Here is a 21,953-nt window from a genome sequence, read left to right on the forward strand (position 1 = left end):
CCTTATAGAAATCCGTTTTCTTGTAAAAAGCTTTCAGTCATTGAACCTACTCGTTTTGTAGGTTTAGTAATAAAGCGTTCGATATATTTACCAATCATGTCACACTCAATGTTTACGATATCTCCCGCATTTTTTTCTCCAATGACAGATTCGCTTACTGTGTGCGGGATGAGTGAAATCGTTATGGAAGATTCGTCTATATCAAATATCGTTAAACTCGTTCCATCAACAGCAATGGATCCTTTATGCAAACAATAGCGCAGCAGTTCATCAGAAATTGCTATTTTGTAATAGACGGCATTGTAATGTTGTTTTTTATTTAAAATCGTTCCGATGCCATCAATATGTCCTGAAACGAAATGTCCACCGAATCGTCCGTTTGCAGCCATTGCTCGCTCTAAATTTACTTTAGAGTGCGGTTTAAGCATGAGAAGTGATGTCGACTGCATCGTTTCAGGCATTGCATCAACTGTAAATGAAGTAGTTGTAAAGCTTGTTACAGTTAAGCAAATACCGTTAACCGCGATACTATCACCTAAGTGAACATCTGATAAAATTTTCTTTGCATGAATCGTTAATTTCATCGCTTCTCCACTTTGTTGCATGTTTGCTATCGTTCCTAATTCTTCTACAATTCCTGTAAACATTTTGTCACCTCGTTTCGGGCATTCGCAACGATTTTTATATCATCACCAATTTGTTTCATCTCTTGAATTTTCAAGGTAAGCGCATCTTGTAATTTTGAAAAACCATTTCCTCCAAATAAAGTAGGAGCATCTTTCCCACCAATTAATTTCGGGCTTATATAGGTTACAATTTCATTAAAATTGTTTGTTTTTAAGAAACTTGCATGAATCGATTGGCCACCTTCAACGAATAGAGAAAGAATTTGTTTTTCTCCAAGAAAGGAAAGAAGGTCCTCGATTTCTATATGCTTCGTTTCCATTTGGAATATAGCTATATTTTTAGATTCATAAGAAGATATCTTCTCTTTCTTTACATCCTTACCGACAATAATCCATGTCGGTGCTAAACCATCTGTTATAACATGAGAAGATGGTGGTGTTCGTAAATGGGTATCTAAAACAACGCGAATAGGATGTTTCCCACCATTTGGAATTCTTGTTGTTAAATGAGGATTATCAGCTATAACTGTATTCACTCCAACAAGAATTGCATCATGTATATGGCGATATTGGTGAACATCAGCACGTGCTTCTTCACCTGTAATCCACTTACTTTCACCAGTTACAGTTGCTGTTTTTCCATCTAAGCTCATCGCTGTTTTGATTGTTACAAAAGGGCGTTTCGTTTTCATGTAGTGAAAAAAGTAGCGATTTAATAAAACTGCTTCTGCTTCAAGAACACCGGTAGTTACTTCAATTCTAGCTTCCTCTAATCTTCTTTTTCCGTTACCAGAAACGAGCGGATTACAATCGAGAGTAGCAATTACAACACGCTTAACTCCTTTTTCGATGAGCAATTCACAACAAGGTGGTGTTTTTCCAAAGTGGCTACACGGTTCCAGTGTTACATAAACGGTAGCGTCTTTGGCGTTCTGACCAGCCATTTGAAGGGCATGAACTTCTGCGTGTTCTTCACCAGCTCGTAAATGAGCCCCCATACCAACGATGTTTCCATCTTTTACAACAACAGCACCAACCATAGGATTTGGACTTGTTTGTCCTGATGTTCCTTCTGCTAACAGCAGGGCAATCCTCATATATTCTTGATCTGTCATTTTCTTCACCTCTCCTAAAAAAATCAAAAAACCCCAAGGATTTAATATCCTTGGGGTTTGGGAGACGTGATTTCTAGAAATATAGTTTGAATACGAAAGCATAGGAAAGAAACCTAACGATAATTGATATTTCTGCATAAGGAAAAAACCTAGCAAAATATCGAATTTTTAAACGCTAGTTGTCTCTTTTTATTTCAGTATAAAAAATAAGTATAGGAAATTAAACATATATAAAGAATCAAAATGAATCTTTAAAAATATGCATACTGAAATAAAAGTGTATTCACTATATAAAAAACTAGAAACATATCCTTCTCCCATCCAGACTATACTGTCGGCCCTAGAGTTTCACTAGATCCACCGTTTTCGAGTTGAAAACGGGTCACGGACTTAGAAGTTTTCACTTCATCACCGCCGGTTGGGAATTTCACCCGACCCCGAAGGATGCTGTTTGCTCAAATTATAGCACAAAAAAAATAAAAGGCTAGTAAAAAATATTCGAATGTGAAGAATTGTGTGAAAATATATGCAGGCTGGAATGGAAATAAAAGTATTAGAAATGTTGTAAGGAGAAGGGATATAACGGAGTTGCTAAAAAGAAAAAACATGCACAAAAAAATGTGCATGTCACATGTAAAATTATTCTGCCTCTGGTGCTCTAACAACAGACTCGAATTTACCTTTATGCGAAGCGTCGCAATAAGGCATATTTTTTGATAAACCACAACGGCATAAAGAAAATGCCGGTTTTGCTGGGAATACATTCCCTTGTGAGTCGATTAATTCCACGTCCCCTGTAACGCGAAAAGAGCCATTATCATTTACTTTAATTTGTACTTTTGCCAACGTTATCCCTCCTTCCCAAACGCTTAATTTCATCATATAATCAAGGGAAGTGCTTGGCAATATAAAGTGAAACTTTAATTAGTGGGGGAGGCATCCCCCACTAATTATTATTTGAACCAATCGGGCTTTTAGGGGCAGTTAATCTCCCGCCTAACTTCTTTGTTTCAGTCGAATTTTGAGGTGGGAGTTTTACTGCCCACAAATAGCGGGGAAAAAAGAGCACTTTGTTTGAGAAAGAAGAGAGTGTTATAATAGTTTTCATAACTGACTAGAGTAAGGTGACGAGAGATGGATAAACAATTACATACATTACGAAACATTGCAAATGAGCGCACGTGGGCATCATTTTTGAATGATAATCATCCATATAGTTTGTTACATTGGTCCATTGCAGGTGTAGGGCAAGAGGTAAAGGATGTTTGGTTACTTCAAGATGAAGTAACATTTCAAACGACAGAATTTCCAACGTTAGATGATGCAATGCAATGGATTTCTGAAAATATGGAACAAGTTACAGACGTTTTAGCGCAATAAAAAAACAGGCTTATGCAAGCCTGTTTTTTGTTTCTTTCACATATGTGTTTAAAAATTGATCGATGGCTGCTTCGTACTCTTCTTTATTTTCGTTATAAGAGCAAGCGTGTGCACCGTGTTCTGCAATATAAAGTTGCTTATTATTTTCTTTCGCTTCATATAACGCTTTTGTCATATCAGCTAAAATATAGTCGTCATCTTTACTATGAATAAAGAGAACGGGATTGTTAATGTTTTTTATACAGTCGATTGGTGAAACTTCACGAATTGTATAACCGTCACGAACTTTTAAAAATGCGTTTGCTAAAGGTAATAAAGGCCATTTTGGTAAATGGAATTCAACCTTTAAACGGTGCTGTAATTGTCCGTGAAAATCAGAGAAAGGACAATCTGCAATATAGAAATCAGCGCCATCTTCTACAAGTCCTGCGTATTGAAGAATTGTTGCGGCTCCCATAGATTCACCATGAATACCAAGTGTAATATTGGTTCCAAAACGGTTTTTTAGCCAGTCAACTACGGATTTCAAATCATGCTTTTCATAGTATCCATAGCTTGTTGTTTTTCCGCCAGTTTTACCATGACGACGATGATCGTAAATGAGGACATTATATCCCCTTTTTAAGAATAAGTTTGCATATTTTACAGAGTTTATTTTATTTACAGTTACACCGTGGCAAAAAACCATAAACTTATTGGAATGACCAGCAGGAATGTAATATCCGTGAAGGTCGTATCCGAATTGTGAAGGGATATGAATTTCTTCTTTATGAAGAGCATCAAAATCCTCTATACGAAAATGTTTTTTCGTTTCTCTTTCGAGTACTTCTTCCTCTGTTTTTTTCTTTAAGTACATCACTTTATTTGTAAAGAAAATCCCAAGGGCAGTTATTGCACCTAGTATAGTAAACAATGCTGCAAAAAAACGTTTCATACTTTACCTCATCCTCCAAATACCGTTACATGTGATACACTTATATTGTATCACAATGATATAAAAGGGGAGAAATAGGAAATGCTGCATATACAAAAAATTACGCCAGCGATGAAAGAAACAATCCGAATGTTCATGTGTAAGAACTGGGGAAGTTCATTGATGGTTTCACGTGGTAAGGGACATCGGTTAGAAGAGTTGCCAGGATTTGTTGCGCTCTCAGATGACAGAATAATCGGAATTATAACGTATGAAGTGACCGGAAATATGTGTGAAATTGTATCGCTAGATAGCTTTGAAGAAAGAAAAGGAATAGGGACGAAACTTGTGGATTGTGTATTACAAGTTGCAGAAGAAGAGCGGTGCAGACAGGTTTGGCTTATTACAACAAATGATAATATGAATGCGTTACGATTTTACCAAAAACGTAATTTTGTAATGACTAATTTATATGTGAATGCGGTAGAGGAGGCACGAAAAATAAAGAAAGAAATTCCACGTATTGGATATGATAATATCCCAATTTTACATGAAATTCAGTTGGAGTATCATTTAGTTAAATGATGTAACAATTTTCAGAAATATGAGTTATTAATCTTGACGGATAGTGTAATTTAGGTTACCGTAAAATTGTAATCTATTACCATATTAAGGGGTGACGATGTGGCAACTATACGTGATGTTGCAAAATTGGCAGGTGTTTCAGTCGCAACCGTTTCACGAGTTATTAATGAAAAAGGATACGTTCATGAGGACACAGTAAAACAAGTAAAGGAAGCAATTGAAGAATTACGTTATAGGCCAAACAGTGCAGCGAAGCCACTATTTAAAGAGAATTCAACGATAATTGCATTACTTGTAGATAATTTATGTAACCAATCAAACATCACTTTGCTACATTGTATTGAGGAAATAGCATATAAAGAAGGCTATCAAATCATTATTTGTAATATAGAGAATAAAGATAGATACATACATATGCTGAAGCAAAATAACATTGCAGGTGTTATTTTGACGAGAGCAGTTTTTAAAAGTGTAGGAGAAATTCCATTTCCGTTTGTTGTGATCGATGAGCAACAATCACATGGAAATTATTATGAAAGTGGACAGAGAGCTGTTTCTTTATTAAAAGAGAAAGGGTGTCACTTTCTTGCATATTTCGGTGAGGGAGAAGAAAGTGAAGAAATGGAAGATTATATAGCAGGGTTTTTAGACGCTGTTTGGGATGAAGGAATCTCTTATCGAGAAGAATGTGTACAAGGGTATACAAATAAACAATTTATTACATTATTGCAAAACAATCCGTATATAGATGGAATTGTAACCTCAAGTGATCAGATTGCTATTGAGTTAATTCGGTCAGCGAGATTTCTAAATATACATATACCAGATAAATTAAAAATTGTTGGACCTAATGGGAGCATAGAGTGTGAATGGATAGGTTCATCACTACCGGCAATTGAAAGCTATGTCAAAGATAATGGAAAATTAGCTTTTCAACAATTAAAAGGAAAAATAAAAAAGTAAAAGGTGCGTTTTATACGCACCTTTTTATAATGTAATTGCGGCAATAAAACCAAATATAAGTAACGGTATATTGTAATGTAGAAAAGTGGGTACACATGTATCCCATATATGATGGTGCTGACCATCAGCATTTAAACCGGATGTTGGTCCAAGGGTACTATCCGATGCTGGAGATCCTGCGTCACCTAGTGCTCCGGCTGTACCGATAATTGCAATTGTGGCCATTGGACTAAATCCAAGCTGAATGCAAAGAGGTACAAAAATGGTTGTTAAGATAGGGATGGTTGAAAAGGATGAACCAATTCCCATTGTAACGAGAAGTCCAATAACGAGCATAAGAAATGCAGCGAGTGGTTTGTTATTTCCGATTATATGTGCACTCGTTTGCACCAGAGATTCAACATGTCCTGTTTTTCGAAGAACAGCGCCGAATCCAGCGGCAGCAATCATAACAAAGCCAATAAAGGACATCATACGCATTCCGCTTGTTAATATCGCATCTGCTTCTTTAAGTGGTAGACTGCCACTAACCGATAAGACGATAATACCTGCTAAAGCACCGAAAATCATTGATTCTGTTGTTAATTGAACAGTTAATGTAGCAATGATAGATAATAACCCGAAAGTAATGCTACGTTTTGTATAGGGAACGATTTCATTTTCGGTAGTATGAATTTGTTCTGTTTCATACGTACGAGGTTTTCGGTACGTAATGAATACTGCTACACATAATCCAATAATCATACCAATTGCTGGAATAGTCATTGCTTTTGGAATAAGTGTGACATCAAATGTAAGGCCGCTTTGCGCAGCGTTGGTTTGTAATACGTCATGATAAATTTTTCCGAATCCTGCAGGGATCCACATATAAGGAGTAATCAATCCAAATGTAATAATACATGTGACAAGTCTGCGATCCACTTTCAGCTCATTTAAGACTTTTAAAAGTGCTGGAATTAAGATGGGGATGAAAGCAATGTGAACAGGAATCACATTTTGTGAGAAACAAGCCATCGTTAAAATAATGAATAAAATAAGTATTTTAGAATAAACTTGTTTTTTCGTGTCTTGTTCATTGCCAATCCAATTTAATGCAGTTTGAATCATAGCATCTGGAAGTCCTGTTTTGGAAAGGGAAATAGCGAAACCACCAAGCATTGCATAACTTAAAGCGATTGGAGCACTGTTTCCAAGACCAGTTGTAAAAGTGTTAATCGTTTCTGAAATACCGAGTCCGCCGATAATTCCGCCTGTTAAAGCTCCAACAATGATGGCGACAATGACCTGGACACGTAACAAACTAAGCAATAGCATAATTGCTACTGCGACGAGTACAGCGTTCATAATAAATGTAATCTCCCTAAATTTTTATTCTGTTAAGACAAGTAAATATGAAACATTTTGCTATGTTTATACATACTTGCGACATATTATTATAAAATGTTTTCTATGAAATGTAAAAGAGCCTTTTGTTACTAATGCTGAAAAGCTAGCTCTTGTTTAATTGATTGCAAAGAATTAGCGAATAATTCTGGTTCTTCTAAATCAGGAGAATGTGCTGAATTTGGGAACCAAATCATCTTTTTTATAGGCGCTTCAATAATATCGCAATATTCCTGAACGAGTGCATAAGGAGTTTGATAATCATAGCGACCAGAACAAAAATAAACTGGAATAGATAAACTTGAGATAGAAGAAAAGAAATCGATTGTCAGCATTTCTTCCCATAAAACGCCAGATTTTAAATTTCCTGCGAGAAACTTGAACCAATCTAATAGCGTATACTCAGGAGAAAAGAAACCTTTTCGTATGAAAGAAAAGGAAGATCCGTTTTGGATTGCGCCTCCAAATGTGCCAAGCCACTTTCTTTGAATAATGAGACGTCTCGTATCTAAAAATGGTGGTTTGCCTAATTTTAAAAGGGAAGCTAATGCTTTTTTATGATCATGTTTTTTTGCAGAATGAATTAAATGTTGATATAGCAATTCTTCATTTTGTTTCATATGTACAATTTGCCCAATACCGATGTAAGCCTCGATATACTTTGGATATTGATGTGCTATGTTAAGCCCAATAATACTTCCCCAAGAATGACCAGCGAGAAATAGTTTTTGTTTGTTGAACCTTTTAAGTACATATTGAATCACTTCTTTTGCATCGGAAACGAATTGTTCGATTGTGAAATTTGCTCCGAAATCTTTCATTGAAAAGGATTTACCAGCCCCGCGCTGATCCCAATTAATAACAATAAATTGCTTCTCTAATTCTTTTTGAAAATGGCGAATAAATCCGATTTGTGCCATCCCAGGTCCGCCGTGACAGCATAATAAAATAGGTTGCTCTACGTTTTGTCCACGCATAAGGAGAGTTTGTTTTCGATTATTAATCATAACGCTTTCTATCGTAGCGATACTATTAGGAATGAGTTGTTTGTTTTCGTTATAGAACTGAGGGGTGTAGCTACGAAAAAGCATATTGAAAACCTCCTTTTGTGAAATCGTATGAATCGCACAGGCTATTCATTTTGCATATACTGTTAGAAAATCATTGTAACATACCATACTAGTGTCATTTCAACACGGGAGGAGGGAAATTGTGACGATTGGAGAAATTATAGATGGTTTAAATAGACGTGAATCCATCGCTATTATAGCAAAACGTCTTGAAATAAGCCCGTATACATTATCGAAGAAATTAAGATTGATTGGATACGAATATGATGGAGAGCAGAAGAAACGTATTTTTGTAGGAGATGGAGAAGAACCACGTCACTTACAACTCCAAGAAGCGACCGCCCTTCAATATGAGAAAACAGATTATCAATTATTAATTTACGAGCAATTACAAAGCATTTATGAGTTACTAAGAAAAAGAGGCGAAGTAATTGCACCAATTATGAGTAAGAGTACAGAGAAAAAGAGACGAACCTTTTCTATTAATACAGAAATATTAGCAAGATTGGACCTTATATCAGAATCGAAAGGAATTCAAAAGTCTAAACTTGTAGAAGAGGCGTTGCACCAATTTTTACAGCAATATGAAGTTGACAAAACATCACATTTTGATAACTAAAAAAAAGGATACTATGTTCATTGGAAGAACGAGTATCCTTTTTATGATGTATATTACGTATAAAATAGAGGATTAGTACAAATCCTTTATGGCGTGAAAAATGAAATTTATTATTAGAGAAACACTTAATTTACTTTTTGAATTCTTCCATCAATAACTGGCTGAATTGGTTCTTTTAATTGTTTTACGTAATCGACTAACGCTTCAAAGTCGTTTGGACCAGTTTCTGCATTTTTACCATTTTTAAATGATACGAATCCGTCACCGCCAGAAGCTAAGAAGGCATTTGCAACTACGCTATACGTTTTAGATGGAGATAATTCTTCTCCGTTTGTTAAACGTATATTTGTAACTTTTTCACCGTTTGTTTTATTTGCATCCCACGTATATTGAATACCTGAAATTTGAAGCATTCTTGTTGTTCCTTTTTGCCATTGCTGATTTAAAATATCGCGAATGTCTTGACCTGTTAAATCTACTTTAATCAATTGATTTCCAAAAGGTTGAATGCCGTATAACTCACCCCACGTAATATCACCAGCATCTAAGTCATTACGAATGCCACCAGGATTCATGAGGGCGATTTGAGTTTGCATCGTTTGACGCTGAGCATCGGCAACTAAATTTCCAAGAGTGGACTCACCAGCATCATTTTGTTTACGGTCGATAGGTGCTGTAGATTTTCCGACCACTTCATTTACAAGTGGTGCGATTTTTTCTTTATATTGATCTAGTTTTTTCTTTACTTGTTTATCAGGTTCTACACCTTCATGATACGTTGTAACAACTTCAGCTTTTTTCTTTACAATATCCTTTGTTTTACGATCAATTGTTACATCCACGTCTGAGAAAGCCGTTCCGTATGAATTTGCTTGGACAATTAGTTTATTATTTACTGTACCATTTACATACGTATGACTATGTCCACCGAAAATAACATCAACTTCTGGGTCTGTTTCATTTGCAATTCGAGTAAGATCGCCATTTGTTACCCCAGACTCATCGGTTGTTCCACCGACATGAGCAAGAACGACGATCGATTTAACGCCGAGGCGTTTTAATTGTTGTGTTGATTTATTAATTGCTTCTACTTCATCAGTAATTTGTACATTTTTAAGCATCGTAGGCATAACAACATTTGGTGTATCAGTTGTAACAACACCAATGAATCCAACAGGAACACCATCTACCATTTTTACAGTAAATGGTGGTAAAAATAAGCGGCCAGTTGATTTGTTATAGAAGTTAGCAGCTACATAGGGGAAGTTAGCCCCTTTGAAATTCCCTGTTTTTTCATGATATCCACCGTAAATGAGGCGTTTCATTTCATCAATGCCTTCATCAAATTCATGGTTTCCGATTGTACCAACATCAAATTTTAAATCATTTAAAAATTCAATCGTCGGTTCATCTTGTAATAATGCTGAAACTGGTGGACTAGCTCCGACGATATCACCAGCATGTACGAGAAGTGTATTAGGGTTTTGTTTTTTACGTTCTTTTAAATAAGTAGCTAAGTAATCAGCGCCACCAGCTTCTTTATTATTGATTTTTTTAACAGTATCTAGTTGTCCATGGAGATCATTAATACCAAGCATTTGTACGTCTATGTAGCGGTTTTGTTCAGCTGGATTCTGAGATGGGGGAGCGGCAAATACGCTTGAAAAAGTAATAGTGCTTAAAACAGCAACGGCAGGAATAATTTTTTTCCACATAATATAATTCTCCTCTTTTTATAATCTGACATCATACGACATAATTTTAATAGATTCATAGGATTATAGCTACATAAAAATTTAGTCTTTTCGAAAAATTAACATATTTACAAAAAGTGAATAATAGAGTAAAGACCCTTTTTTATTGTCGATTTCATCGTGTATCTACTATAATGGAGAAAAAAGTAAAAGGTGAGTAGCATGAAGAAAAAGAAACAAAGACAAATGCAAAGACAATCGCAAGTGAATCAACCAAAGAAAGAAACACTTACATTAGGCGATCAATTAAATGATTCACTCATGCAACAATTAAAGAGTAAGAAGAAAGAGTTGCAAGTGAGGGAAGAGGAAAAAGAGGCAGCTGAACTGGAAAGAAAGCGCCAAGAACAAAAAGAACGTGAAAAGAATAAATCATTTGAAGAACTGCTAAGTGAAAGTAACCTTACTTGGAAAGACTTTAAATAATAAAAAAATGATCAGTGAAATACCACTGGTCATTTTTTGACGAGCTTGTAAGAAAAGGGGAGTTAGAATGAGAAAAATTGTCGTTGTTCCACATGAAAACCATTGGAGTGAAAAATTTCAAATGGAGGCTAAAAGATTAAAATCAGCGATGCCAGAAACGGTAAAAATTCATCATATTGGAAGTACGTCAGTTCCCGGACTGGCAGCTAAACCTATTATTGATATGATCATGGAAGTAGAAAATATCGAAAGAGTAGATGGGTGGAATGAACGATTTATAGAGCTTGGTTACATCGTAAAAGGGGAAAATGGTATTTCAAGACGCCGATATTTTATTCATGGAACTGAAGAAAAACGCTCGTATCATTTACACGTGTTTGAAAAAGGAAATCCAGAGATAGTAAGGCATTTAGCGTTTCGTGATTATATGATGGCTCATTGTGAAGAAGCAGAGGCATATGCAACCTTAAAGAAAGAATTAGCCGAAAAGTATACATATGATGGCGCGTTATATACGGAAGGAAAAAATGAGTTTGTGCGCAATGTGGATGAAAAAGCGAAAGAATGGAGAAAAAATAACGTGAATGAATGAGTTCACGCTATTTTTTAGCTATATAAAAGTGTTATGTAAACTGTACGTATGTTTTGACTTTTGGGATGAATCTTGTTGAAATAAAATTGTGGCTTATAAAAAATGTAACAATGAAAGGGAGACGACTGTGCATATTCCAACAACTACACTTCATAATGGCGTGAAAATGCCGATGATTGGTCTAGGCGTATATAAAGCGAAAGAAGGAGACGAAGTAAAGCAAGCAGTAAAAACAGCGTTAGAAGTTGGATACCGTTCGATTGATACAGCAACTGTATATGAAAATGAAAGCGGTGTCGGAGAGGCGATACGTGAATCAGGAATTCCAAGAGAAGATATATTTATTACAACAAAAGTATGGAACGACGATCAAGGATATGAGGAGACACTCGAGGCGTTTGAAAAGAGTTTGAAAAAATTACAAATGGACTATGTAGATTTATATTTAATACATTGGCCGGTAAGAGGGAAGTATGTTGATACGTACCGAGCTTTAGAGAAATTGTATGAAGAAGGTAAAGTGCGTGCGATTGGTGTTTCTAATTTTCATAAACATCATTTAGAACTATTATTACCAAATTGCAAAGTGAAGCCGATGGTAAACCAAGTGGAACTTCATCCGATGTTGACGCAATTTGAGTTGCGTAATTTCTGTCAAGGTGAGCAGATTCAAATGGAAGCATGGAGTCCATTAATGAGAGGCGGAGAAGTATTTCAGCACCCGATTATTCAGGCTATTGCTACTAAATATGAAAAAACACCTGCGCAAGTTATATTAAGGTGGGATATTCAAAGCGGGATTGTGACGATTCCTAAATCTGTTACACCATCTCGCATTAAAGAAAACTTTACTATTTTTGATTTTGCACTAAATGAAGAAGAGATACGTCAAATTAACACGTTGAATCGTGATTTACATGTAGGAACGAATCCTGATAAATATGATACGTTATAAAAAAGACTGTCTCCTAATACTGGAGGCAGTCTTCTGTTTTATCGGTAATTCGATATTTTTAACGATGCAAAGCATATGTGTCATATTTAACAATCTTTTGAAGTTGTATATATTCTTCTTTTGTTAAAGGTAACTGTTGGCTAGCTCGTATATTTTCCTGTAATTGTTGAAGAGAGCTTGCACCAGGTATAACAGCTGCAACAGTCTTATTATGTAAGCAATATTGAATAGCTGTTCCTGTTAAAGAGCGTTCTCCAATCATTTCTTTTACACTTGCTAGAGTTGCATGTAATTCATCGTAAGAATAAGAGAGATAATCCTTTTCCTTTACTCTTTCTATCTTTCTTGCATTATTGTCAGTTAAAATTCCTTTTGCAAGTGGCCCGCGGGCAATGACGCTAATTTGGTGTTCATTTAGAAGGGGGAACCATTCTTCTGGACGACGATTTAAAAGGTTATATTCCATTAGTACACTAACGATGTTTGAGCGTTTTGCATATTCACGAACGACATTTGGGCGTATAGAAGAAATACCGTAATGGCGAATAATACCTTCCTTTTTCAATTCTTCAAAAGCTTCAATTGTTTCATCTATTGGATCTTCAATTGTTCCGCCATGAAGTTGGTAAAGGTCAATATAATCAGTTTGAAGTCTACGTAAACTTTCCTTTACTTCAGTCTTTATGTAAGCTTTAGAAGGATCCCAAGACCAGCCATTTTTTTCTTCTGTCCAACGATTTCCAACCTTTGTTGTAAGTACAATTTGGTCTCTTCTTCCCTTCAAGGCTTTTCCAACAAATTCTTCATTTAATCCGTAATCATATAAATCTGCTGTATCAAAAAAATTAATTCCTAAATCGATAGCTTCATCGATAATATGCATAGCTTCTGTTTCAGATGTACCGAGAGACATACAGCCAAGGCCCATTTCTGTAATAAACAAATCTGAGTTTCCTAATTGACGTTTTTTCATAGGTCAACCTCCTTACCTTTATTGTACGAGAGGGAAAAGAGGTTGACAAACGTTTACTTTCCGCTTCGCATTAACTGCCCGTAAAAGCATGATTAATGTTTCACTTTATTTGCTGTAATCCACTCTTGTACAGTTGTATACTCTTTGCTATATTGCTTTAGCTTATGGCGAATTTGCCATGCTTTTCCGACTAAAGTGACGCGATTTGGTAAAATATAAACTTTCATTTCTATCACGCTCCTTTCAATGTGGTAAAATGTATGAGGAAAGAATAGGAAATAGAACAGGGAGATGAAGTAGTATGAGCAATCTTGCAGAGAGAACAGTAAAAACTGAGCCAATTTTTGATGGTAGAGTTATAAAAGTTCGTGTTGATGATGTAGTATTACCAAATGGAGCAATGAGTAAACGTGAAATTGTAAATCACCCTGGTGCAGTTGCTATTATTGCTATTACTGATGAGGGGAAAATTGTGCTTGTTGAGCAGTATCGTAAAGCACTTGAAAAGGCGATTATAGAAATTCCGGCTGGCAAGTTAGAACCTGGTGAAAAACCTGAGGTAACAGCAGTTCGTGAATTAGAAGAGGAAACAGGATATGTATGTGAAAATATGGAGCTCATTACTTCTTTCTATACATCTCCAGGATTCGCAGATGAAATTTTATATGTATATAAAGCGACAGGTTTGACAAGAAAAGAAAATAAAGCTGAGTTAGATGAAGATGAGTTTGTGGAATTAATGGAAGTATCGTTAGAAGAAGCGATTACTCTTATGAAAGATCTTCGTATTCATGATGCGAAGACGATGTTTGCAGTACAATATTTACAACTACAAAAATAAACACTCGCCAAAGGCGAGTGTTTTTTAATTGATTTTTGCATATACACGTGCATCACGTAAGCTACCATCTGGTGCTAGGAAATCATTTTCCATTGTCCCTTCTAGAATGAATTCTAGACGTTCTGCTAAGCTACATGCATTTATATTTGTTGCATCAGTACGAATTTCAATTCTTCTAGCGCCTAGTTTATCAAAGGCGAACTGAATTGCACCTTTAACAGCTTCGGTCATATAGCCTTGTTTTGTATAGCCACTATGTAGCCAGAAGTGAAGTGAAAACTTTGGAATATCCCAGTTTTCAGGCTTTAGTGTAATTGCTCCGATGAATGTACCAGATACTTTATCGTATAAGTGAAAATCAAGTGTTTCACGAAGTAAAAACTGTCCGTGAGCTTCGCGAACAATTTCTTCAGCACTCTCTTCTGTTTCAGCGTTAATTGGTATCCACGGTACTAAGTCTTCTAGAGAAGCTTGGATTGCTTCATATACTTCTGCACCATCACCTGGAAATGGTTTACGAACTTGCAAGCGTTCAGTTTGAAATAATGTTGGAAAATCTAATAATAATGGTTTCAAGAGAAATCCCTCCTATTCTCTACTTTTTAGTTTAGCAAAGTAGAGCGGAATTTCAATGTTAATTCGTCATACTTTTTTCTTTCTTTCATACATTTTTAATAAGAGTGTGAACGGAGGGAAGAAAAATGTGGCGAAAAAATTGGCAAGACCGTGTAATGTCTCACATACAGGAAAACTCTTCATTATATATATTTAACGCCGTTTTATTATTGATGGGAGTAATATTCGGAGCCATTCTGGTGAATAGTTTACAAATCAATCAAAAACAAGATTTATCATTTTATTTACAACGTTTTTTTGGACAAGTCTCTAAAGGAGAATTTGCCATTGCAGGCGAAATGTTTCGAGAAAGTTACTTTTCGCAATTAAAATACATCGGATTTATTTGGATTTTAGGGATTTCAATTATTGGATTACCACTTATTTTTATTTTATTATTTGTAAAAGGAGTTGTCGTTGGATTTACAGTTGGTTTTTTAGTAAGTCAGCATGGATGGAATGGACTATTATTAGCTTTTGTATCTGTTTTGCCACAAAATTTAATTATCATTCCAGTCTTTCTCGTTATGACAACTATTGCTGCAAGTTTTTCTTTACGGATGATTAGGCATCAATTTATTAGAAAAATAACCGAGCCACTATTACCATTATTAATCCGTTATACATGCTTCTTTCTCGTAATTGGAGTGGTGTTAGCACTTGCTTCTAGTGTGGAGGCTTACGCATCACCAGTTTTAATGAAAGAAGTCGTTGAGGCTATTAATAAAAAATAAATACTTTTTGAGAATAATTATCAATTTGTTTTTATTGTTTTTTCTTTTGACAGAAGCCCTTCTTCTGATATAATGGTGTAAGAGTGGCGAGGAGGGAGTAGTACCGAATGGAAGAAAGAATTGAACGAATTAAGAAGCAATTACATGCAGCGAGCTACAAATTAACACCGCAACGTGAAGCAACAGTTCGTGTGCTGCTAGAAAATGAAGAAGATCATTTAAGCGCAGAAGATGTTTACCTCCTTGTAAAAGAAAAGTCGCCAGAGATCGGATTAGCAACCGTCTATCGAACTTTAGAACTATTATCTGAGTTAAAAGTTGTCGATAAGATTAACTTCGGAGACGGTGTTTCACGCTATGACTTACGCCAAGAAGGTGCGCAGCGTTTCCACCATCATTTGATTTGTACACAATGTGGTGCTGTACAAGAAATACAAGAAGATTTACTTGGTGAAGTGGAAAGGAAAGTAGAACGAGACTGGAGCTTTAAGGTGAAAGATCATCGTTTAACATTCCATGGGATTTGTAAAAATTGTCAAGAAAATGAAACGGATGAAAAATAACCTTTTCCTATTTATCTAGGAAGAGGTTTTTTATTTGAATAAGGTATAAATTGGTGAAAGCTTGGCATATGTTGTAATAACTTATATTTTGGAGGAATTTACAATGCGCCGAGCTTTAAAATTAACTTTTGATGGAATAAAAGTATTTTTATTATTTACAAGTTGTACGATTTTGTTTTATTTCGCTATACTATGGATAAATGAAGAATATGAAAGCTATCATCGTTATGAAAAACCTAAAGAAGAGACTGTAGAAAAAGTATCAGGGAATGAAGAACCGGCAAAGGATGCTTTCGTAAATAGAATGATGTTTTTCTATGAAAATGGGGAGTAGTGTAGAGTGGAAGATCAATTAAAAGATTTTATTCATTATATGGTTGTCGAAAAAGGATTAGCAAAGAATACAGTAGTATCTTATGAACGGGATTTAAAAAGCTACGTAAAGTATTTGCAAAATGTGGAACAGACGAAAACTTTTCATGAAGTGACCCGTTTACACATTGTTAACTTTTTGCAGTATTTAAAAGAGAACGGAAAATCTTCGAAAACATTGGCGCGTCATATCGCATCAATTCGTTCGTTCCACCAATTTTTACTTCGTGAACGAGCGGTAGAACACGATCCATCCGTACATATTGAAACGCCACAAGGGGAACGGAAATTACCAAAGGTATTATCAGTTGATGAAGTAGAGGCGTTACTTCAAACACCAAAAATGACAAGTGCTTTTGGGATTCGTGATAAGGCGATGCTAGAGTTACTGTATGCGACAGGACTTCGTGTTTCAGAATTGATTGCACTCAATTTAGAAGATGTACATTTAACGATGGGATTTGTTCGTTGCATAGGGAAAGGGAATAAAGAAAGAATTATTCCACTAGGAAGTTTAGCAACGGAAGCGATTCAAAAGTATATTGAAAAAGGAAGAAGAGAATTAATGGGGAAAAAAGTAGTAGATGCACTCTTTTTAAACCATCATGGTAATCGATTATCAAGACAAGGATTTTGGAAAATATTAAAACGATTAGCGAAAGAGGCAAATATTGAAAAAGAACTTACACCTCATACGTTGCGTCACTCGTTTGCTACGCACTTATTAGAAAATGGAGCAGATTTACGTGCTGTACAAGAAATGCTTGGACATGCAGATATTTCAACTACGCAAATCTATACGCACGTTTCAAAAACTAGATTAAAAGATGTATATAAACAGTTTCATCCGAGAGCATAGTTACTATGCTCTTTTTTTCATAGATTAAGAGGGGAAGACCGTTTCACAGAAACTTCACAAACATTTCGTATATTGTTTTCAGCAGAAGACTGGAATATTACAATGTATTTCCTCTATACTAAATAAAGTATAAAGGAGGAAATGATGATGAAAAAACTGATTATAACTTTATTTATCGCGATGCTAGCGTTGGCTGGCTGTAATACAAACAAAGAAGAACCGAAAAAAGAACAGAAACTTGAAGCTGTAAAAGTAGCAGTCCAAACAAATCCGAAAGAAATTAAACCAGGTGAAAAAACAGAAGTACAAGCACTTGTTACACAAGGGAAAGAAAAAGTAACGGATGCCGATGATGTAAAGTTTGAAATTTGGAAAGATGGCGACGAAAAGCATGAGATGTTAGATGGTAAGCATAAAGGAAAAGGTGTTTATGCAGTAGAGAAAACATTCGAAACGGATGGAGTATACCATATTATTGCTCACACAAATGCACGTGAAATGCACGTTATGCCAGAAGTGAAAGTTGCTGTAGGAAATACGAAAGTAGAAGATGCGAAAAAAGAAAATAGTGATCACAGTGCAGGACATGGAGATCATAAAAGTGACACAATGATCCATCTTATGGCTGGAGACATAAAGGCAAATGCTGAATCTAAAATGAAAGTTCATTTAAAGCAAAAAGAAGAAGCATTAACTGGTGCTGAAGTACAACTAGAGATTTGGAAAGATGGTGTTGAAAAACACGAATTTATTCCAGCGAAAGAAGGGAATAAAGGAGAGTATGAAACGAAACATACTTTCAAAGAGAACGGTGCTTACAAAGTGAAAGTACATGTAAGAAAAGGCGAATTGCATGAACATAAAGAAGAAACAATAGAAGTAAAATAAAAAGTAGCTCTTTAGAGCTACTTTTTATTTTTAATATGAAGAAATAAATCATAAAAAAATTAGCACTTCGTTGCAGAATGGATTACAATAGAAGTGTGAAGAAAATGAGAAATTCTACGAAAATGTATTAAAAAGAAAGCGTAAACATGTTATGATATCAGTATCAGATGTCTGACATCTGACTTAGAAAAAACTAGAAATGTTTTTGAATCGTTTCAAGTAAACGAAATAGGTTAGAAAATGATTTAAAGAAGTACTGTTTGACAATGAGAATTCTTTTGGATAACAGTTTCACTTTATAGCGTTTTGAACATACTACAAGAAGTAGAACTGAACTTATAGGAGGTCGCAGTTATGAATAAATATAAACGTATATTCCTAGTCGTAATGGACTCTGTGGGAATCGGTGAAGCACCAGATGCTGAGCAATTTGGTGATCTAGGATCTGACACAATTGGTCACATTGCTGAACATATGAATGGGTTACAAATGCCTAACATGGTGAAATTAGGTCTTGGTAACATTCGAGAAATGAAAGGTATCTCTAAAGTAGAGAAACCACTTGGATATTACACAAAAATGCAAGAGAAATCTACTGGTAAAGATACAATGACAGGTCACTGGGAAATCATGGGCCTTTACATTGATACACCATTCCAAGTGTTCCCAGAAGGATTCCCGAAAGAATTACTTGATGAATTAGAAGAAAAAACGGGCCGTAAAATTATCGGTAATAAGCCAGCTTCTGGAACTGAGATTCTTGATGAACTTGGTCAAGAGCAAATGGAAACAGGCTCTTTAATCGTTTATACTTCTGCTGATAGCGTATTGCAAATTGCAGCACACGAAGAAGTAGTGCCACTTGATGAATTATATAAAATCTGTAAAATTGCACGTGAATTAACATTAGATGAGAAATACATGGTAGGTCGTGTTATTGCTCGTCCATTCGTTGGTGAACCTGGAAACTTTACACGTACACCAAACCGTCATGACTATGCATTAAAACCATTCGGTCGTACAGTAATGAATGAATTAAAAGATAGTGACTACGATGTAATTGCTATCGGTAAAATCTCTGATATTTATGATGGCGAAGGGGTAACTGAATCACTTCGTACGAAGTCTAACATGGATGGAATGGATAAGCTTGTAGATACATTAAATATGGACTTTACAGGTCTTAGCTTTTTAAACTTAGTTGACTTTGATGCATTATTCGGCCACCGCCGTGATCCACAAGGATACGGAGAAGCTCTGCAAGAATATGATGCACGTCTTCCAGAAGTATTCGCAAAACTAAAAGAAGATGATCTATTATTAATTACAGCAGACCACGGTAATGATCCAATTCACCCTGGTACTGACCATACACGTGAATATGTACCATTATTAGCATATAGCCCAAGCATGAAAGAAGGCGGACAAGAGTTACCACTTCGTCAAACATTTGCTGATATTGGTGCAACAGTAGCAGAAAACTTCGGTGTGAAAATGCCAGAATACGGAACAAGCTTCTTAAATGAGCTAAAGAAATAGGGGGATAAACAAATGAATCGTGAACTTATTACAAAATCAGCTTCATACTTAAAAGAGAAATTTCAAGAGACACCACAAGTAGGACTAATCCTTGGATCAGGACTAGGTGTATTAGCAGACGAAATTGAGAACGCAGTAACAGTACCTTACAGTGAAATACCTGAATTCCCAGTATCAACTGTAGAAGGCCATGCAGGTCAACTAGTATTTGGTACACTTCAAGGTGTAACAGTAGTAGCAATGCAAGGACGTTTCCACTTCTATGAAGGATACGACATGCAAAAAGTAACATTCCCAGTTCGTGTGATGAAAGAACTAGGTGTAGAAACAGTAGTTGTAACAAACGCAGCTGGTGGTGTAAATACATCATTTGAGCCAGGCGATCTTATGTTAATTTCAGACCACATTAACTTCATGGGTACGAATCCATTAATCGGACCGAATGATTCTGAAATGGGCGTACGTTTCCCTGATATGTCTACATCATATACAGTAGAACTTCGCGAAATGGCGAAACAAGTTGCAGCAGAATTAAATATTAAAGTACAAGAAGGTGTATACGTAGGAATGACAGGTCCTGTATATGAAACACCTGCTGAAATTCGTATGCTTCGTACACTTGGCGGAGATGCAGTTGGTATGTCAACAGTACCTGAAGTAATTGTAGCGCGTCATGCTGGTATGAAAGTATTAGGTATTTCTTGTATTTCAAATATGGCAGCTGGTATTTTAGATCAACCACTTCACCACGATGAAGTAATTGAAACGACAGAACGTGTTAAAGCTAACTTCTTAGCATTAGTAAAAGCAATCGTAAAACAAATGAAGGGGTGACTTCACAATGAGAATGGTGGACCTAATTGCAAAAAAACGTGACGGACATGCATTAACGACAGAAGAAATTAACTTTATTGTTGAAGGATATACGAATGGTGATATTCCTGATTATCAAGTAAGTTCACTTGCAATGGCAATTTTCTTCCAAGATATGAACGATCAAGAGCGTGCTGATTTAACAATGGCAATGGTAAATAGCGGTGATACAATCGACTTATCAGCTATTGAAGGTGTAAAAGTAGATAAGCATTCAACAGGTGGTGTTGGTGATACAACGACACTTGTATTAGGTCCATTAGTAGCTGCTTTAGATGTACCAGTAGCGAAAATGTCTGGACGCGGTTTAGGACATACTGGTGGTACAATTGATAAATTAGAAGCAGTTCCAGGATTCCATGTGGAAATTGAAAACGATGAATTCATGCGTCTTGTAAATGAAAATAAAATCGCTGTTATCGGCCAAAGTGGTAACTTAACACCTGCTGATAAAAAGCTATATGCACTTCGTGATGTAACAGCAACAGTAAACTCAATTCCGCTTATTGCAAGTTCGATTATGAGTAAAAAAATTGCTGCTGGTGCAGATGCAATTGTTCTTGATGTAAAAACTGGAGCAGGTGCATTTATGAAAACGGATGAAGATGCAAAACGTTTAGCAGAAGCAATGGTACGCATCGGTAATAACGTTGGTCGTAATACGATGGCAGTTATTTCTGATATGAGTCAACCACTCGGTGAAGCTATCGGTAACGCATTAGAAGTACAAGAAGCAATTGATACATTACAAGGTAAAGGGCCGAAGGATTTAGAAGAGCTATGTTTAACACTTGGAAGTCAAATGGTGTACCTTGCTGGACAAGCTTCATCTTTAGAAGATGCACGTGAAAAGCTAATTGAAGTAATGAACAACGGAAAAGCGCTAGAATCATTTAAAACGTTCTTATCAGCGCAAGGCGGCGACGCATCTGTTGTTGATGACCCTTCTAAATTGCCACAAGCACAATTTAAAATTGAAGTGGAAGCGAAAGAAGACGGATATGTATCAGAAATCGTTGCAGACGAAATCGGAACAGCAGCAATGCTTTTAGGAGCAGGACGTGCAACGAAAGAGTCTGAAATTGATTTAGCAGTTGGTCTAATGCTGCGCAAAAAAGTAGGCGATAGCGTGAAGCAAGGTGAATCCCTTGTTACAATTCACGCAAACCGCGAAAATGTTGAAGATGTAAAAGCGAAAATTTATGAGAACATGAAGATCTCTAAAGAACACGTAGATGCACCAACTTTAGTACACGGTATCGTAACGAAGTAATAAAAAAAAGCTGAGGAGATTTCTCCTTGGCTTTTTTTACTA

At 35.9% G+C, this 21,953-nt stretch carries 26 protein-coding genes and 1 riboswitch; of the genes, 16 read left to right on the forward strand and 10 right to left on the reverse strand.

Annotated features, from left to right (window positions below; translation table 11 throughout):
• Positions 1-2: 2 nt before the first annotated feature.
• From ribE to CQ064_RS14685, 3 genes are all read right to left on the reverse strand, one after another.
• The gene (gene ribE, locus CQ064_RS14675; RefSeq protein ID WP_000493904.1) at positions 3-647 is read right to left on the reverse strand and encodes a riboflavin synthase subunit alpha; all 645 of its coding nucleotides are present in this window, start codon (positions 645-647) and stop codon (positions 3-5) included.
• Positions 629-1,741: a bifunctional diaminohydroxyphosphoribosylaminopyrimidine deaminase/5-amino-6-(5-phosphoribosylamino)uracil reductase RibD gene (gene ribD, locus CQ064_RS14680; protein WP_000131954.1), complete on the reverse strand. Its 1,113-nt coding sequence runs from the start codon at positions 1,739-1,741 to the stop codon at positions 629-631. The genes ribE and ribD overlap by 19 nt, the downstream gene beginning before the upstream one ends.
• 305 nt (positions 1,742-2,046) lie before the next feature.
• A riboswitch (FMN riboswitch) is annotated at positions 2,047-2,190 on the reverse strand.
• Positions 2,191-2,380: 190 nt separating this feature from the next.
• Positions 2,381-2,587: a CDGSH iron-sulfur domain-containing protein gene (locus CQ064_RS14685; protein WP_001151578.1), complete on the reverse strand. Its 207-nt coding sequence runs from the start codon at positions 2,585-2,587 to the stop codon at positions 2,381-2,383.
• Between the two features lie 288 nt (positions 2,588-2,875).
• Here CQ064_RS14685 and CQ064_RS14695 point away from each other — a divergent pair, with 288 nt between their 5' ends.
• A complete protein-coding gene (locus tag CQ064_RS14695) occupies positions 2,876-3,121 on the forward strand; it encodes a DUF2552 family protein (protein ID WP_000360796.1) in 246 nt (81 codons plus the stop codon).
• Between the two features lie 10 nt (positions 3,122-3,131).
• Here CQ064_RS14695 and CQ064_RS14700 read toward each other — a convergent pair whose 3' ends face one another.
• The gene (locus tag CQ064_RS14700) at positions 3,132-4,055 is read right to left on the reverse strand and encodes an alpha/beta hydrolase (RefSeq protein ID WP_000819228.1); all 924 of its coding nucleotides are present in this window, start codon (positions 4,053-4,055) and stop codon (positions 3,132-3,134) included.
• Between the two features lie 81 nt (positions 4,056-4,136).
• Between CQ064_RS14700 and CQ064_RS14705 the strand changes: the two genes are divergently transcribed.
• Together CQ064_RS14705 and CQ064_RS14710 are read left to right on the forward strand one after the other, a co-directional pair.
• On the forward strand, positions 4,137-4,619 hold the full coding sequence (locus CQ064_RS14705) for a GNAT family N-acetyltransferase (RefSeq protein WP_000902442.1): 483 nt from the start codon (positions 4,137-4,139) through the stop codon (positions 4,617-4,619).
• A 99-nt stretch (positions 4,620-4,718) separates the two neighbouring features.
• On the forward strand, positions 4,719-5,582 hold the full coding sequence (locus tag CQ064_RS14710; RefSeq protein ID WP_000201347.1) for a LacI family DNA-binding transcriptional regulator: 864 nt from the start codon (positions 4,719-4,721) through the stop codon (positions 5,580-5,582).
• Positions 5,583-5,606: 24 nt separating this feature from the next.
• Here the strand turns inward: CQ064_RS14710 and CQ064_RS14715 are convergent, their stop codons facing one another.
• Complete coding sequence (locus CQ064_RS14715; RefSeq protein WP_000994815.1) at positions 5,607-6,926, reverse strand: Na+/H+ antiporter family protein; 1,320 nt, start codon at positions 6,924-6,926, stop codon at positions 5,607-5,609.
• Between the two features lie 131 nt (positions 6,927-7,057).
• Positions 7,058-8,056 carry an alpha/beta fold hydrolase gene (locus CQ064_RS14720; RefSeq protein WP_000898973.1) on the reverse strand — a complete coding sequence of 333 codons (999 nt, stop codon included), beginning with the start codon at positions 8,054-8,056 and terminating at the stop codon, positions 7,058-7,060.
• Between the two features lie 121 nt (positions 8,057-8,177).
• Here CQ064_RS14720 and CQ064_RS14725 point away from each other — a divergent pair, with 121 nt between their 5' ends.
• On the forward strand, positions 8,178-8,654 hold the full coding sequence (locus tag CQ064_RS14725; RefSeq protein ID WP_000151932.1) for a ribbon-helix-helix domain-containing protein: 477 nt from the start codon (positions 8,178-8,180) through the stop codon (positions 8,652-8,654).
• Positions 8,655-8,779: 125 nt separating this feature from the next.
• Here the strand turns inward: CQ064_RS14725 and CQ064_RS14730 are convergent, their stop codons facing one another.
• The gene (locus tag CQ064_RS14730; RefSeq protein ID WP_000265556.1) at positions 8,780-10,369 is read right to left on the reverse strand and encodes a bifunctional metallophosphatase/5'-nucleotidase; all 1,590 of its coding nucleotides are present in this window, start codon (positions 10,367-10,369) and stop codon (positions 8,780-8,782) included.
• Between the two features lie 201 nt (positions 10,370-10,570).
• Here CQ064_RS14730 and CQ064_RS14735 point away from each other — a divergent pair, with 201 nt between their 5' ends.
• The 3 genes from CQ064_RS14735 (at position 10,571) to CQ064_RS14745 (ending at position 12,381) form a co-directional block, all read left to right on the forward strand.
• A complete protein-coding gene (locus tag CQ064_RS14735) occupies positions 10,571-10,834 on the forward strand; it encodes a YqkE family protein (RefSeq protein WP_000727561.1) in 264 nt (87 codons plus the stop codon).
• Positions 10,835-10,901: 67 nt separating this feature from the next.
• Positions 10,902-11,426, forward strand: a complete 525-nt coding sequence (locus CQ064_RS14740; protein WP_001227186.1) for a GrpB family protein — start codon at positions 10,902-10,904, stop codon at positions 11,424-11,426.
• Between the two features lie 127 nt (positions 11,427-11,553).
• Complete coding sequence (locus CQ064_RS14745; RefSeq protein WP_000547989.1) at positions 11,554-12,381, forward strand: aldo/keto reductase; 828 nt, start codon at positions 11,554-11,556, stop codon at positions 12,379-12,381.
• Between the two features lie 58 nt (positions 12,382-12,439).
• Here the strand turns inward: CQ064_RS14745 and CQ064_RS14750 are convergent, their stop codons facing one another.
• Together CQ064_RS14750 and mciZ are read right to left on the reverse strand one after the other, a co-directional pair.
• Positions 12,440-13,354 carry an aldo/keto reductase gene (locus CQ064_RS14750; protein WP_000747184.1) on the reverse strand — a complete coding sequence of 305 codons (915 nt, stop codon included), beginning with the start codon at positions 13,352-13,354 and terminating at the stop codon, positions 12,440-12,442.
• A 92-nt stretch (positions 13,355-13,446) separates the two neighbouring features.
• Complete coding sequence (gene mciZ, locus CQ064_RS14755; protein ID WP_000870302.1) at positions 13,447-13,581, reverse strand: Z-ring formation inhibitor MciZ; 135 nt, start codon at positions 13,579-13,581, stop codon at positions 13,447-13,449.
• A gap of 74 nt (positions 13,582-13,655) precedes the next feature.
• On the opposite strand from mciZ, the gene CQ064_RS14760 reads away from it, so the two are divergent.
• The gene (locus CQ064_RS14760; protein ID WP_000067042.1) at positions 13,656-14,195 is read left to right on the forward strand and encodes an NUDIX hydrolase; all 540 of its coding nucleotides are present in this window, start codon (positions 13,656-13,658) and stop codon (positions 14,193-14,195) included.
• Positions 14,196-14,219: 24 nt separating this feature from the next.
• Here the strand turns inward: CQ064_RS14760 and CQ064_RS14765 are convergent, their stop codons facing one another.
• Positions 14,220-14,771, reverse strand: a complete 552-nt coding sequence (locus tag CQ064_RS14765; protein WP_000803482.1) for a GNAT family N-acetyltransferase — start codon at positions 14,769-14,771, stop codon at positions 14,220-14,222.
• A 155-nt stretch (positions 14,772-14,926) separates the two neighbouring features.
• Between CQ064_RS14765 and spoIIM the strand changes: the two genes are divergently transcribed.
• The 8 genes from spoIIM to CQ064_RS14805 all read left to right on the forward strand — a co-directional run bounded on the left by spoIIM (position 14,927) and on the right by CQ064_RS14805 (position 21,911).
• Positions 14,927-15,544 carry a stage II sporulation protein M gene (gene spoIIM / locus CQ064_RS14770; protein ID WP_013142149.1) on the forward strand — a complete coding sequence of 206 codons (618 nt, stop codon included), beginning with the start codon at positions 14,927-14,929 and terminating at the stop codon, positions 15,542-15,544.
• Between the two features lie 107 nt (positions 15,545-15,651).
• A complete protein-coding gene (fur, locus tag CQ064_RS14775; RefSeq protein ID WP_000392657.1) occupies positions 15,652-16,107 on the forward strand; it encodes a ferric iron uptake transcriptional regulator in 456 nt (151 codons plus the stop codon).
• 103 nt (positions 16,108-16,210) lie between these two features.
• Positions 16,211-16,441 carry a YqzK family protein gene (locus CQ064_RS14780; RefSeq protein WP_001250432.1) on the forward strand — a complete coding sequence of 77 codons (231 nt, stop codon included), beginning with the start codon at positions 16,211-16,213 and terminating at the stop codon, positions 16,439-16,441.
• Positions 16,442-16,447: 6 nt separating this feature from the next.
• On the forward strand, positions 16,448-17,338 hold the full coding sequence (gene xerD / locus CQ064_RS14785) for a site-specific tyrosine recombinase XerD (protein WP_000390088.1): 891 nt from the start codon (positions 16,448-16,450) through the stop codon (positions 17,336-17,338).
• Positions 17,339-17,485: 147 nt separating this feature from the next.
• Positions 17,486-18,226 (forward strand): FixH family protein, encoded by a 741-nt coding sequence (locus CQ064_RS14790; RefSeq protein ID WP_000733459.1) that lies wholly within the window; start codon positions 17,486-17,488, stop codon positions 18,224-18,226.
• Between the two features lie 354 nt (positions 18,227-18,580).
• Complete coding sequence (deoB, locus tag CQ064_RS14795) at positions 18,581-19,765, forward strand: phosphopentomutase (RefSeq protein ID WP_001046079.1); 1,185 nt, start codon at positions 18,581-18,583, stop codon at positions 19,763-19,765.
• Positions 19,766-19,777: 12 nt separating this feature from the next.
• Positions 19,778-20,599, forward strand: a complete 822-nt coding sequence (locus CQ064_RS14800; protein WP_001078447.1) for a purine-nucleoside phosphorylase — start codon at positions 19,778-19,780, stop codon at positions 20,597-20,599.
• Positions 20,600-20,606: 7 nt separating this feature from the next.
• A complete protein-coding gene (locus tag CQ064_RS14805; protein WP_001243068.1) occupies positions 20,607-21,911 on the forward strand; it encodes a pyrimidine-nucleoside phosphorylase in 1,305 nt (434 codons plus the stop codon).
• Positions 21,912-21,953 lie beyond the last annotated feature (42 nt).

The organism is Bacillus sp. MYb78, assembly GCF_002975115.1.
GTDB lineage: Bacteria > Bacillota > Bacilli > Bacillales > Bacillaceae_G > Bacillus_A > Bacillus_A cereus.

What these genes read in the sequence shown, in the direction of transcription:
- ribE (WP_000493904.1), bottom strand. Translation starts at nt 647, where the DNA reads ATGTTTACAGGAATTGTAGAAGAATTAGGAACGATAGCAAACATGCAA.
- ribD (WP_000131954.1), bottom strand. Translation starts at nt 1,741, where the DNA reads ATGACAGATCAAGAATATATGAGGATTGCCCTGCTGTTAGCAGAAGGA.
- CQ064_RS14695 (WP_000360796.1), top strand. Translation starts at nt 2,876, where the DNA reads ATGGATAAACAATTACATACATTACGAAACATTGCAAATGAGCGCACG.
- CQ064_RS14700 (WP_000819228.1), bottom strand. Translation starts at nt 4,055, where the DNA reads ATGAAACGTTTTTTTGCAGCATTGTTTACTATACTAGGTGCAATAACT.
- CQ064_RS14705 (WP_000902442.1), top strand. Translation starts at nt 4,137, where the DNA reads ATGCTGCATATACAAAAAATTACGCCAGCGATGAAAGAAACAATCCGA.
- CQ064_RS14715 (WP_000994815.1), bottom strand. Translation starts at nt 6,926, where the DNA reads ATGAACGCTGTACTCGTCGCAGTAGCAATTATGCTATTGCTTAGTTTG.
- CQ064_RS14720 (WP_000898973.1), bottom strand. Translation starts at nt 8,056, where the DNA reads ATGCTTTTTCGTAGCTACACCCCTCAGTTCTATAACGAAAACAAACAA.
- CQ064_RS14730 (WP_000265556.1), bottom strand. Translation starts at nt 10,369, where the DNA reads ATGTGGAAAAAAATTATTCCTGCCGTTGCTGTTTTAAGCACTATTACT.
- CQ064_RS14735 (WP_000727561.1), top strand. Translation starts at nt 10,571, where the DNA reads ATGAAGAAAAAGAAACAAAGACAAATGCAAAGACAATCGCAAGTGAAT.
- CQ064_RS14740 (WP_001227186.1), top strand. Translation starts at nt 10,902, where the DNA reads ATGAGAAAAATTGTCGTTGTTCCACATGAAAACCATTGGAGTGAAAAA.
- CQ064_RS14750 (WP_000747184.1), bottom strand. Translation starts at nt 13,354, where the DNA reads ATGAAAAAACGTCAATTAGGAAACTCAGATTTGTTTATTACAGAAATG.
- mciZ (WP_000870302.1), bottom strand. Translation starts at nt 13,581, where the DNA reads ATGAAAGTTTATATTTTACCAAATCGCGTCACTTTAGTCGGAAAAGCA.
- CQ064_RS14760 (WP_000067042.1), top strand. Translation starts at nt 13,656, where the DNA reads ATGAGCAATCTTGCAGAGAGAACAGTAAAAACTGAGCCAATTTTTGAT.
- spoIIM (WP_013142149.1), top strand. Translation starts at nt 14,927, where the DNA reads ATGTCTCACATACAGGAAAACTCTTCATTATATATATTTAACGCCGTT.
- fur (WP_000392657.1), top strand. Translation starts at nt 15,652, where the DNA reads ATGGAAGAAAGAATTGAACGAATTAAGAAGCAATTACATGCAGCGAGC.
- CQ064_RS14780 (WP_001250432.1), top strand. Translation starts at nt 16,211, where the DNA reads ATGCGCCGAGCTTTAAAATTAACTTTTGATGGAATAAAAGTATTTTTA.
- CQ064_RS14790 (WP_000733459.1), top strand. Translation starts at nt 17,486, where the DNA reads ATGAAAAAACTGATTATAACTTTATTTATCGCGATGCTAGCGTTGGCT.
- deoB (WP_001046079.1), top strand. Translation starts at nt 18,581, where the DNA reads ATGAATAAATATAAACGTATATTCCTAGTCGTAATGGACTCTGTGGGA.
- CQ064_RS14800 (WP_001078447.1), top strand. Translation starts at nt 19,778, where the DNA reads ATGAATCGTGAACTTATTACAAAATCAGCTTCATACTTAAAAGAGAAA.
- CQ064_RS14805 (WP_001243068.1), top strand. Translation starts at nt 20,607, where the DNA reads ATGAGAATGGTGGACCTAATTGCAAAAAAACGTGACGGACATGCATTA.